Source organism: Microcoleus sp. T2B6 (assembly GCF_036700475.1).
Lineage (GTDB): Bacteria > Cyanobacteriota > Cyanobacteriia > Cyanobacteriales > Microcoleaceae > Microcoleus.
On sequence record NZ_JAUBOZ010000160.1, the window covers coordinates 1 to 11,228 of the forward strand.

Here is an 11,228-nt window from a genome sequence, read left to right on the forward strand (position 1 = left end):
TATCCTTGCTCTTCGCTGTGCTTATCTCAACGGTCAACTTTCAATTTGATGTATTTGCCAAACTGAGATGCACCCTAATTGTCCCTCACCCCAAAGCTACCCAGCAATTAGGAATAGAGACGGTTCCAAAGTTTTTTGTCTGCTAGGCATCAAGCAAGCATCGTTCAAAACTTCTAAATCCAAGCCGTTATTTCTATCTGCTGCCCTAATTTCCTTTAGCTTAGCATCAAAATCAAAACACGGCCCGCAATCCCAAACTTTGAGTTCCAACCGTCCGTTAAACACCATAATTTCCAGTTGAACAGGAGTTTCTACTGGCAACTTTTTGTGAGCGTGGCGAACTGCATTAGTGAAACCTTCAGCCAACGCCAACTGAAACTTACACCAAACCTCATTGGGGAGCGATAAATATTTCAACTGCTCAAACCACAACAAAACTTGAGTTAAAGCATTGACATCTGTGTTGACTTGCAGGCTAATATGTTGAACACAAGTTTCATACAGCTCTTCTTCCTGCTCTGTTTCAGTCTGCCAATCCCAGGTGTTTAATAAATTCATTAACCCATCTAAAACGCTAGCATTTTTTATATTTTGCGATCGATTGCGACCTTCTACTTCGTAACTTTTACTCAGCCACAAACAATTTCGATTGTCGAGAGTCCGGGTGTAACTGATCTCGTCTGCAATCTGCCACATGAGTTTGATCCCCCGGCCACCTTCTGCAAGTTGATCTATGCTGTTCGACATCTATTTTCCTCGTCTGAAAGTATTAGCTGTACCCAATTTTCCTACCCGCCGAGACATTTGGTATTTTTTTGATACTGGCTTGCTCAGTATTATTTCGGGGATCACACAAAAATGCTATCTTTTTTAGAGAAGGCAGCGCATCAGCAATATGTCTTAAGAGTCTAAGCCAATTGGCTTATTTACCGATCGCCTGTACGGAGAACGATCGCCCTCGGCAGCAAAATCCAACTGCATCCATTACAAATACTTATCCGTTGTCGGAGTCGGTCACTTGCCGCAGCCGTCGCCAGCTCCAGAATCCCTGGCATTTAGCGCATCCGGCCGTTCGCCGTTCGCTGCCGGGGAGCCTTGATGTGCGGGCTTTCATCCCCAACGCGTAAGTAATATCCGTGATGGCGATCGAACCTTACACCGTCGAGTCGCGTCCATCCACTAGACTAGGACTTACGCAAACAACCCTGTTTCTGCTCAGAATATTGGGTTGGGCAGCGAGGAATTAACGAGGAAACCGGGTTTTTGGCCCCCCGCACGTAAGTCCAGCAGACAAATCGGTGATGAAAGGCAGTTACAGGACTTACCCAGACTATGACCAAAATCAAACTGAAAATTCTGACTGCAGCGATAATGCTACTCCCATTTTGCGCCGCACTTCCCTTACAAGCTCAAAATCTGTCTCTAGTCAAGCGGCTGCTAGAAACCAGAGGATGTCCCGGATGCGACTTATTTGGCGCTTCCTTGAGCCGTGCAGATTTGTTTGGCGCTTCCTTGAGCCGCGCCACTCTCAACAGGGCCGACTTAGTTGATGCCGACTTGACTGCGGCTGACTTAATGGAAGCTAATTTAAACAACGCCAACATGAGAAACGCCTTTTTGGCTGACGCCGACCTCAGCAAAGCTGACATGAGCAGGGCAGACATCAGGGGAGCCAATTTAGAAAATGCCAACCTCAGCGAGAGTTTTCTGCGAGACGCATCGCTCCAGTTGGCTAATTTAAAATGCAGTAATTTGAGCGCCGCTAAACTAAGTAGAACAGACCTGAGAAATGCCGATTTAAGCGGTGCAAATCTCAGGGGGGCCGACCTCCAAGAAGCCGATTTAAGCGGTGCAAATCTTAGCGGTGCCGACCTACGATCTGCCGACTTGAGGGATGCGAGATTGAACAAAACTAATCTTACAGATGCCAATCTCTGCGGCGCCCGGATGCCGGATCGAAAAACATCTCGGCGCGGCTGCGAAGTTAAGAAAGAACAAGCTATAAGCGCGAACAATTACTGTAATTACTGCTATGCCTTAAATGACTGGTGGCTGAATGTATTAAGGTTGTACTAAGCGGTATCATCGGGATAACTGCTCCGCTTGAGATATCTACTGTTAGAAGGGCGAGCAGGCGGTACAGCTATCAAACTTAACCTGTTACCGCCAATAGCTTTTATCTACTGTGAAGAACCTAAAAATTGGCTCAGTATTTGCAGATATTCTGCGCCCCCGATATGTGCCACATTAGTGTGACCTCCGTCAGGAACTATGTACAACTGTTTGGGCTCAGGTGCTGCATCAAACAGTTTTTTGGTCATTTCCACTGGAACTACATTGTCAGCAGCCCCGTGAATAAACAGCACAGGCATTTGCAGGCGATCGACTTTTGAAAGAGAATCAAACCGCTGTGTCAGCAAAAAATCGATCGGAAACATCCAAAACAGCCCTTTTTGGAAATTCACCATCGCCCGCGTGGAAGTAAAAGAGCCTTCTACAATTACCCCTGCCGCCTCCGGGTGACGCACGGCTAGATCGATCGCGATCGCCCCTCCCAAAGAATGACCGTAGATATAAATTTGATTCGGGTTAATCCCCCGCTGTTTCACCAAATAATCCCAAGCAAGTTGAGCATCCTCATAAACCTGAGATTCACTCGGAAAATCGCCCTGGCTTTTTCCATAACCACGATAATCCATCACAAATACCGACAAACCTAACCCATGAAATCGATAAGCGTGTTCGACATTTGATCCCACATTTGAAGCATTGCCGTGCAGGTACAAAACTACCTTCCCTAGCCCCCCCTTGTTAAGGGGGGGAACCGCAGCGACGGCCCGTTTGTCACTTTGGGGCGTAGCCAGAAACGACTCCCCCTTTCTTGCTCCACCCATAGCTTCGGGGGGGCTGGGGGGATTTTTCGAGGCAGGAATCCACCACCCGTGCACGCTTTCCACCGCGCCTGTTTTAGTTGAAATTGGCAACCAAACATCTTGATATTTCAACTGAAAATCATCTGGCGTAGTTTCGATCGCGCGCGCGGGAAAAAAGATAAACTTACCTTGCGCTACAAAGAGGAATACACAAGCAGCAGAATAAGCAACGGCCAAAACTATCCCAAAAGCTATTAGCGATTTAGACAAAAGGAATACTAGCAGATTGTTCATAGATAGAGCACGCGGGAAATTAGATATCGCTCAAAAGCTAATGGCAAATTATTAATTCAGACAATTAGCCAAGATCGATTACTAACCTCCGCCACCGTATTCCGCCGAGTTTCAAAAATTAATGCAATTCGGGGTGGTGTAAGTGCCAATTCGTAGACTGTTCGTAAGCGTGAGCCACCTGAAACAGCCGAGATTCTTGCAAAACATTACCAATCAGTTGTATACCCACGGGCAGTCCTTTATCATCAAATCCGCAGGGCAAACTCAAAGCTGGCAAACCAGCAAGATTCACGGGAATAGTCATCAAATCTGACAAATACATACTCAGGGGGTCATTGAATTTTTCGCCTGCCTTAAATGCGGTAGTAGGAGCAGTGGGACAGACTAAAACATCAACTTGAGAAAAAGCTTTTTCAAAGTCTTCTTTAATCAAAGTCCGAACTTTTTGAGCTTTTAGATAATAGGCATCGTAATATCCAGCCGACAATACGTAAGTGCCGATCGCAATCCGGCGTTTAACTTCCGCACCGAACCCTTGAGAGCGGGTTTTGGCATACATATCCAAAAGATTATCGGAGTCGGGAGACCGGAAACCGTACTTAACTCCATCATATCGCGCCAAATTTGCCGAAGCTTCCGAGGGGGCAATAATGTAGTAAGTGGGCAAACCGTAGCGGAACCGGGGACAAGAAATGACTTGAATTTCTGCGCCCAATTGTTGAAATTGCTCGATCGCCTTAGTAACAGCGTCTTTAACCCCGGAGTCCAGCCCTACACCAAAAGTTTCTTTAATTACACCAATTCTAATCTGACCCTTTGGTCGCAAACTGGGTCTTAAAGCTTGAGCGTAGTCAGGAATTGGGACATTAAGACTCGTGGAATCTCTCGGATCATAACCGGCGATCGCCCCCAACAAAATCGCCGAATCCTCAACAGTCCGGCCAAAGGGCCCGATTTGATCGAGAGAAGAAGCATAGGCCACCAAACCGTAGCGAGAAACCAACCCATAAGTCGGTTTCAGCCCTACCAACCCGCAAAAAGCAGCAGGTTGGCGGATTGATCCCCCAGTATCCGAACCCAAACTCACGACGCATTCTCCAGCGGCTACCGCTGCGGCAGAACCGCCAGAAGACCCTCCGGGCACGCGCTCCAAGTCCCAAGGATTCGCGGTAACTTGATAAGCAGAAGTTTCCGTCGAGCTCCCCATTGCAAACTCGTCCATATTCGCCTTACCCACAATCACCGCACCGGCTGCTTGGAGTTTCGAGACGACGGTGGCATCGTAGGGAGGCACAAAATTCTCCAAAATCCGAGAGGCGCAGGTTGTGGGAACGCCCTCGGTGCACATATTATCTTTAACGGCGATCGGGATACCGGCCAACAGGCCAATTTGCTCTCCGGCTGCGATTTGGGCATCCACTTTATGGGCCTGCGCCAATGCGCTGTCTGCCGTCACGCACAGAAAGCTTTTCAACTTCGGCTCTAGCTGGGTAATTCGGTCTAATGCTTCTTGAGTAATTTCCACAGCAGAGCGTTCTTTATTGACCAGTTGTCGGTGCAACTCGCGGATGGATGCCATGCTCGTACCTTTATCATTTCTACTTTGAGACAATACAGTTAATATAGCTGGCAATTGTACCTGCTTACAGCCCGAAGGCAAAGTCAGCTATTTTTGTGGCGAAAGTTCGAGCCTCGAAGAGGGCTCCGCTAACGGGCGATCGGTCATTTTATATACAATAGATTAAATTCCCAAAATCCCACGGGACACAAAATAGCGATCGAGTTTTTTACCTAATTTTTTAACAAACCAAGAATGCAACTGTATCAGGACTGATGCAAAAAGTGGTTTAACGCGAGATTTATATGAGTAAGGGGTAAGGTGTGCAATGCGACCCCTACATAATTAGGTTCGGTCTTCAAGAATGTCTATGCAAGATCGCAATCATTAGGAAATCAGTCATTCCAAATTCTGTAATCTAAATTCTAAAATATTAGAACCCAGTTTGTCTTCGATGCAACCCAGGATTTATGGTAGACAAAAATGGCAGGAAAAATAAACTAATCCTAGATTATGACTGCTTTATTTCGGGGAATATTCAGACTCTACTAAACTTTGTGTTAAAAGAAAATCCCATCTCACATAGATGGGATTTATTTTTAATAGCATAGTTGGCAGCATCTAAAGCTGATTTTTTACGAAATTAATCGCGTCCTGAAAATTCCGAAAAAGCTTAACTAAAAATAGAAAATGATGCTAATAAAATATTAGAGTATGGCTGTCGATACCCTAATAATTATGGTCAGATTAGGAAGAGCAGTTTTTTAGTCAACAATCACTGAAAGTTATCAGTCAGCCGAGTGAATTAATGGCTGCGGCGCGATCGAAGAAAATAGCGATCGACCTTTTCCGATCCACGCCCATTGTGCCAAAGGTCAAAAAGCCTGTCAGAAATCTGAGGTTCACAAAAAAGCTCGGAACGCTCACCGCCACGCCGAAGTCTCCTGTTGCGCGCACCTGCAAAAAAACAGCACTCCTTCCTCAAATGCGACTAGCTGCGTGCATCTGGGGTAAAAAAAGCTACTTATTTGCCCGAACGATCCCCAGGAAAATAATTTCATCCGGAATTATCCCCAAAACCAAAGATATATGGTAAGAAGTTCCCGATGCCCCGTTGGAGGAATGCCACCTAAAGCTCACTTAGAATCCCACCTGACGGCAGAGGAACTCAAAATTCGCTACCGGCAGGCACAAAACACCACAGAGTCGCGCCGCTGGCACTTGCTGCTGTTAGTGTCCCGAAATTGGACTATCAAACAAGCAGCCCAAGTCGTAGGCCTCAACTACGACTACGCCAAAGAAATTGTCCAGCGCTATAACCGAGAAGGGCCTAACTCTGTCAGAAACCGCAGCGGAGACCGCCAGCCCCCTCCTGCAAAATCCTTGCTGAATCCTGAACAGCAAGAAGAACTGCGACAAGCCCTGCTAGGCCCTGCCCCCGACGGCGGAGACTGGACAGGCCCCAAAGTCGCTCGCTGGATTGCCGAAAAGATCGGTAGCGATCATGTCTGGCCCCAACGCGGCTGGGATTACCTCAAGCGGTTGGGTGCTGACTGGCGACGGCGGCGCAGAAAGTAGATAGTTCCCAATATTTAGAGGGGGTTGATTGCCTTCGTGCGATCGCTCCCTTTATTTTGGCAGAAGTCATTAGTCAGCACTCATTAGTCAATAGCAGTATTCGTAGGGTGTGTCGCCATTAAAAATCCCTAAATTAAATCGACTATTTTGTGGCGACGCACCTTCTATCATTTATTAACAAGCTTGCTACCACAAAAATGTTGGGCGGAGTGAAACGGAGGGTTGTTGCCGGGGTTCATTAAAATAAAAGGTGCGTCGCTATGAGATGGTCGCTCTTTTTTGAGGATTTAAGGGTGGCGACGCACCCTACGGCTACGGCTAAAATCCCAAATCTCCAATCTCCAATCTAAAATCGTTTGACTGATGTAACAATAGCTGCTTATATAGAATTTGGTTGTGTTGAGGATGTTAAATATGCCAGAACTCAGGCGTTTTTTGTCGATCGCCAACAAGATGGCGGCAGTAGTAGCCGGCATTGGACTGGTTCAGATGTTAACCATCGCAAGTTCATTCTCTCAATCATCTAACCCGCGTTCCCTAGACGAACTCTACAAAATTCGCGATGGGCTGATCGCCGAATTAGAACAACCCTCATCTCCCTCCCCAGAACCAAGCATCCTTTCCGGCTTAGTTCCCTTCGCAGCCAATCCTCAAGAACAACTGCTACAGCAGTTGCAAGCAGTAGAAGCTCAAATATTAGTAGAACAGAGGGCTAACGACAACTTACAGCAAGCAGTCCGTTTAGCCAACAGAGCCGTAGAAACTAAAGGGCAGCCAAATAAGTCGATCGAATCTTCGCAGCAAACTCAATTTTTCTGGCATCAAGCCCTCAACAACTTGCAGGAAGTTCCTCAAAATTCATTTTTAGCTTCCGTCACTGCCTCAAAAACTCAAGAATACCGGGAAAATTTAACAGCAGCAACCTTTCAAGTGCAGCAAGCAAAATCTGATTTGTTGGGTGCGCTTGCCAGGGAAAGCGGTTTATCGGCTCAAGCTTCGATCGGCATTTGCAACCTTTCTAGAGAGTGCGTAAACCTCCGGGGCGACGTGCCTCCTGCCAGTCCGGCCAGCTTAATTAAATTGCCGATTGCTGTCGCCCTGATGCAAAAAGTCGAAAAAGAAAAAATTAGTCTGAACCAGGAAGTATTAGTCACTCGCGGTAATTTCACCGAAGACGCATCGGCAAAGATTAGGTCTAATCGCAATTACCCGCTACAGCTACTGTTAGAAGAAATGATCTATCGCAGCAGCAATATCGCCACTAATCAACTAATCGATTATTTAGGTTCGGATTACATCAATCAATATTTAGATAATAGCGGCTACGAAGTCACCCGCGTCAACTTCAAATTAATGGGGGAAAGAATTATGCCCTCCAACCCCGGTTCTGGTCGCAACCGCCTGACTGCTAACGAACTCACCGAAATGATGGTGCAAATTTACAACGGCGAAACACCCGGTGCTAAACTGTTAATAGAAACTCTCAACCGCCAGTACGATCACGCTCTGGGATTTGCCGCGTTAAAAGGAACTAAAGCTCAGTGGTTGGGCGAAAAAACCGGCCAAAATTCGCGCGTACTCGGCACAACTTTAGCGATGAGCATTGACGACGAGGCCTATGTGATTACTGTGATTGACAGCCGCAGCGGCGAGCTACAAATGCGCCAGTCTATTTCTAAAATTGCCGATTACATGGTCCGAAACCCCAGCTTTTAACCGCTGGAATATACAATTTATAGCGGGGGACAACGCACCGCCCAAACAGTTAAAAAATGCCGCATCAACAACTCAGTGTTTCCGTCAAAGGCAAAGGATTTCCTATTCTTTGCTTGCACGGCCATCCAGGTTCCGGCGATTGTATGTCGGTCTTTACAGAACACCTATCAAAGCGGTTCCAAACGATCGCCCCAGACTTGCGCGGATACGGCAACAGCCGCACCTCAACTTTCTTTGAAATGACCGATCATCTGGTCGATTTAGAAGCACTATTAGACAGATTAGGAGTTGATCGGTGTTTGGTGATCGGATGGTCTTTGGGAGGGATTTTAGCCCTGGAATTAGCCATGAAATATCCCCAGCGAGTCACCGGTTTGATTTTACTTGCATCCGCAGCAAAACCGCGAGGAAGTCATCCTCCCATCTCTTGGCAAGATAACCTTTACACCGGTTTAGCCGGAATTATAAATTGGGTGATACCGGGTTGGCAGTGGAATATTGATACTTTTGCTAGGCGATCGCTCTTTCGCTACTTGATACAGCAGCATACAGCCACCCCTTACCGCTACTTAGCACAGGCAGGTACCCCCGCCTACCTCAAGACTTCCAACACGGCCACCAAGGCGTTAAATACCGCTCTGAGGGCTGGATACGATCGACTGCTGCACCTGGGCGACATTCATTGTCCCAGCTTGGTGTTGGCCGGAGAGGGCGATCGGCACATCACCTCAGCATCCAGTTTAGAAACTGCCCGCCACCTCCACGACTGTCAGTGGCAGTGTTATCCAAATACAGCGCACTTGTTCCCTTGGGAAATTCCCGATCGGGTAATCGCAGACATCGATCGTTGGATGGAGAGTCACCCCGAAGCAGTGGGCAATTGCTAGTCTTAAGTTTGGAGTTTGTCAGAAGCAATCACCCAACACTCAACAGTTTTGAAGTTATAAATCACAACTCAAAACCGCACAGCGTTGCGAGGGAAGCGTAGCCCTCTCAAAACTCAAAATTCCCCCTGCTTCTACTGACTGCTCAAAACCGGCCACAGCCCTCCATCACCAAGCTTTCCCAAATCTTCTGCAACCGTCAAAGTAATTGGTTTGCAGCGGTGAATCGAAACACTAACACCTTCTGCCCCTTCATTTTCTATGTCTTCTACATATCCTGCTTTTGCAGCTTCCGCCTCTCCATTGGTTAAGAACGGGCCAAAATAGTAAATGCACCGCGGCGCTGAAGTTTTAACTTCAACCCACCAAGCCAATCCGAAAAAATTGAGCAAGCTAATCAAGAATTCTTTCATGTGCTTTTCTAATGTATTTGACGGTGTTTTCAGGGTGCTGCGAACACGCCTAGGCTTTTGTTATTTACACGAGGCTGACTGCTACCAAGAACCGATCCAAACCTATTTAAATATATCTAAATAGATTGGTGTCGAATTCCTGTTTGAACCTAGGGGGCTGGCCCCTTCTACTTTCGCCTGAACAAGTAACGACAGTCGATCGGCTATCCTTACTTGTTCCGGGTGTGGTGCTGCTCAATTCTGGGCAGCATTCACAATAAACTACTCTGTTGTGCTCTTTTTTTCAAGCACCTTTACGATCCGTGTACGTGAAACTTTTTGGGCCCGCGCTGACGGTAAATTTCGTATAAAGCCATCCCCGTTGCTACCGAGACATTCAGGCTAGGAGTATGGCCCCTTAAAGGAATTGAAACTAATCCGTCACATCCGCGCTGTATCAAAAGGCTCAAACCGTCAGCTTCACCACCCACCACTAAAACAGTGGGCCCGGAGAACTTGACTGTCTCTATAGATTGACCGACGCCTGCTGCAGTCCCATAAATCCAGAATCCAGCCTCTTTGAGTTCTTCCAGCGCCCGGTTAAGATTGACAACCCTCGCCACGGGCAGGCTTTCCAATGCCCCTGCTGCCACTTTTCTCACTGCTGAGGTAATCCCAACAGCCCGCCGCTGCGGAATCACCATGCCCTGAGATCCCAATGCTTCTGCGGTGCGAATAATCGCCCCTAGATTGTGCGGATCGTTGAGTCCTTCTGCTACCACAATTACTGGATCTTCGCAAGCTGACTTAGCCTTTGCGATCAGTTCGCTCAAATCCAGGTATTCGTAGGCTGATACTTGGGCGGCTACGCCTTGGTGGTTTGCTTTGCGCGTGATGTAGTCGAGGCGCAAATCGTCAACTTCGTCAATGATGCTGCCGTTGGCTTTGGCTTCGGTTAGCAAGCTGTGAAAGCGGGGATCGTAGCGCAGGTGGGGGACAACCCAGATCCGGTTGAGGACTTGGTTTGTTTCTAAAGCTGCTTGCACCGCATGGCGGCCGTAAATCATGTCGTCTGTGTCTGCGTCTGGTTGCACGACTGTATTTGAGGCAGTGTCAACAGGGCGAGTGTCTCTGTCTTTGTCTCTGTCTCTGAAATGGTTGCCCCGGAATTCCTGCGGGCTATTGTCTTTGTCTCTGTCTTTGTAATAATTGCCCCTCGATTCCTGCGGACTGCTGTCTCTGTTTCTGTCTCGGAAATTGTTGCGGACCGGCTGGGGGCTGCTGTCTTTGTCTCTGTCTCGGAAATTGTTGCGGGCCGGCTGGGGGCTGCTGTCTCTGTCTCTGTCTCGGAAATTGTTGCGGGCCGGCTGCGGGCTACTATCTCTGTCTCTGTCTTGGTAATAATTGCCGCGGGATTCCTGCGGGCTGCTGTCTCTGTCTTTGAAATGATTATTTTTGCGAATTTCCGGTTGGCTGTCGGAATCGACTCTCCGTTTGAAAATTGCTCTCACAGGCATTTCTCGCGATTGCGGGGCGAAGGTCGATCGCTTTTGAGGGGCGTCTACTCCGCGAGTATCGGGACGGGGCTTGCGTTCAAAGCGGGGAGAGGATGGTTGTGAGTCCTGACGGCGGCCTTCGCTTTTGAATGGCTTGCTGTCGGAATTCGATCGCGAAAAGTTGGGTTTGGTAAATTTTCTCATTGGTTTCTTGTGGTCAAAAGGTTTTGGCTGAAGGCTAGTCGATTGTAGATTGTAGATGTGAGATTCTTGATTGAGGGAGCAATCTTTGGGCTTTGAGATTTGAGATAGTCTAGCGAGGGAGCAAGGATTTTGCTGTGTTCAAATAGCTAGTTAATAACTGTTGACATACTCACCGCCCTAAAAGTGCGGTGATTCTTGACACTTCACTGACTGACGCAACCGAAGTCGTCTTA

The 11,228-nt window shown here is 47.6% G+C and carries 10 protein-coding genes; 4 read left to right on the plus strand and 6 right to left on the minus strand.

Annotated elements, in window-relative coordinates; genetic code table 11:
- Window positions 1–96: 96 nt before the first annotated feature.
- Window positions 97–747, minus strand: coding sequence for an ATP-binding protein (locus QUA00_RS34670; RefSeq protein WP_333306292.1), 651 nt, complete (start codon window positions 745–747; stop codon window positions 97–99).
- 585 nt (window positions 748–1,332) lie between these two features.
- Here QUA00_RS34670 and QUA00_RS34675 point away from each other — a divergent pair.
- The gene (locus QUA00_RS34675) at window positions 1,333–2,076 is read left to right on the plus strand and encodes a pentapeptide repeat-containing protein (RefSeq protein ID WP_333306296.1); all 744 of its coding nucleotides are present in this window, start codon (window positions 1,333–1,335) and stop codon (window positions 2,074–2,076) included.
- Window positions 2,077–2,180: 104 nt separating this feature from the next.
- Here QUA00_RS34675 and QUA00_RS34680 read toward each other — a convergent pair whose 3' ends face one another.
- From QUA00_RS34680 to QUA00_RS34690, 3 genes are all read right to left on the minus strand, one after another.
- Window positions 2,181–3,167 carry an alpha/beta fold hydrolase gene (locus tag QUA00_RS34680; RefSeq protein ID WP_333413047.1) on the minus strand — a complete coding sequence of 329 codons (987 nt, stop codon included), beginning with the start codon at window positions 3,165–3,167 and terminating at the stop codon, window positions 2,181–2,183.
- A gap of 118 nt (window positions 3,168–3,285) precedes the next feature.
- On the minus strand, window positions 3,286–4,746 hold the full coding sequence (gene gatA, locus QUA00_RS34685; protein ID WP_333306328.1) for an Asp-tRNA(Asn)/Glu-tRNA(Gln) amidotransferase subunit GatA: 1,461 nt from the start codon (window positions 4,744–4,746) through the stop codon (window positions 3,286–3,288).
- 771 nt (window positions 4,747–5,517) lie between these two features.
- On the minus strand, window positions 5,518–5,688 hold the full coding sequence (locus QUA00_RS34690; RefSeq protein WP_333306300.1) for a hypothetical protein: 171 nt from the start codon (window positions 5,686–5,688) through the stop codon (window positions 5,518–5,520).
- A 159-nt stretch (window positions 5,689–5,847) separates the two neighbouring features.
- Between QUA00_RS34690 and QUA00_RS34695 the strand changes: the two genes are divergently transcribed.
- The 3 genes from QUA00_RS34695 to QUA00_RS34705 all read left to right on the plus strand — a co-directional run bounded on the left by QUA00_RS34695 (window position 5,848) and on the right by QUA00_RS34705 (window position 8,906).
- Window positions 5,848–6,303 (plus strand): helix-turn-helix domain-containing protein, encoded by a 456-nt coding sequence (locus tag QUA00_RS34695; protein ID WP_333057162.1) that lies wholly within the window; start codon window positions 5,848–5,850, stop codon window positions 6,301–6,303.
- A 414-nt stretch (window positions 6,304–6,717) separates the two neighbouring features.
- Window positions 6,718–8,019 carry a serine hydrolase gene (locus QUA00_RS34700; protein WP_333413049.1) on the plus strand — a complete coding sequence of 434 codons (1,302 nt, stop codon included), beginning with the start codon at window positions 6,718–6,720 and terminating at the stop codon, window positions 8,017–8,019.
- Window positions 8,020–8,075: 56 nt separating this feature from the next.
- A complete protein-coding gene (locus QUA00_RS34705; protein WP_333413050.1) occupies window positions 8,076–8,906 on the plus strand; it encodes an alpha/beta hydrolase in 831 nt (276 codons plus the stop codon).
- A gap of 131 nt (window positions 8,907–9,037) precedes the next feature.
- On the opposite strand, the gene QUA00_RS34710 is transcribed toward QUA00_RS34705, so the two are convergent.
- Together QUA00_RS34710 and rlmB are read right to left on the minus strand one after the other, a co-directional pair.
- A complete protein-coding gene (locus tag QUA00_RS34710) occupies window positions 9,038–9,316 on the minus strand; it encodes a DUF1816 domain-containing protein (protein WP_333306306.1) in 279 nt (92 codons plus the stop codon).
- Window positions 9,317–9,609: 293 nt separating this feature from the next.
- Window positions 9,610–10,995, minus strand: coding sequence for a 23S rRNA (guanosine(2251)-2'-O)-methyltransferase RlmB (rlmB, locus tag QUA00_RS34715; protein WP_333413052.1), 1,386 nt, complete (start codon window positions 10,993–10,995; stop codon window positions 9,610–9,612).
- Window positions 10,996–11,228: the final 233 nt, after the last annotated feature.

Coding starts and splice junctions, on each gene's coding strand:
- QUA00_RS34670 (WP_333306292.1), bottom strand. CDS start 747: ATGTCGAACAGCATAGATCAACTTGCAGAAGGTGGCCGGGGGATCAAA.
- QUA00_RS34710 (WP_333306306.1), bottom strand. CDS start 9,316: ATGAAAGAATTCTTGATTAGCTTGCTCAATTTTTTCGGATTGGCTTGG.
- gatA (WP_333306328.1), bottom strand. CDS start 4,746: ATGGCATCCATCCGCGAGTTGCACCGACAACTGGTCAATAAAGAACGC.
- QUA00_RS34695 (WP_333057162.1), top strand. CDS start 5,848: ATGCCACCTAAAGCTCACTTAGAATCCCACCTGACGGCAGAGGAACTC.
- rlmB (WP_333413052.1), bottom strand. CDS start 10,995: ATGAGAAAATTTACCAAACCCAACTTTTCGCGATCGAATTCCGACAGC.
- QUA00_RS34675 (WP_333306296.1), top strand. CDS start 1,333: ATGACCAAAATCAAACTGAAAATTCTGACTGCAGCGATAATGCTACTC.
- QUA00_RS34700 (WP_333413049.1), top strand. CDS start 6,718: ATGCCAGAACTCAGGCGTTTTTTGTCGATCGCCAACAAGATGGCGGCA.
- QUA00_RS34705 (WP_333413050.1), top strand. CDS start 8,076: ATGCCGCATCAACAACTCAGTGTTTCCGTCAAAGGCAAAGGATTTCCT.
- QUA00_RS34680 (WP_333413047.1), bottom strand. CDS start 3,167: ATGAACAATCTGCTAGTATTCCTTTTGTCTAAATCGCTAATAGCTTTT.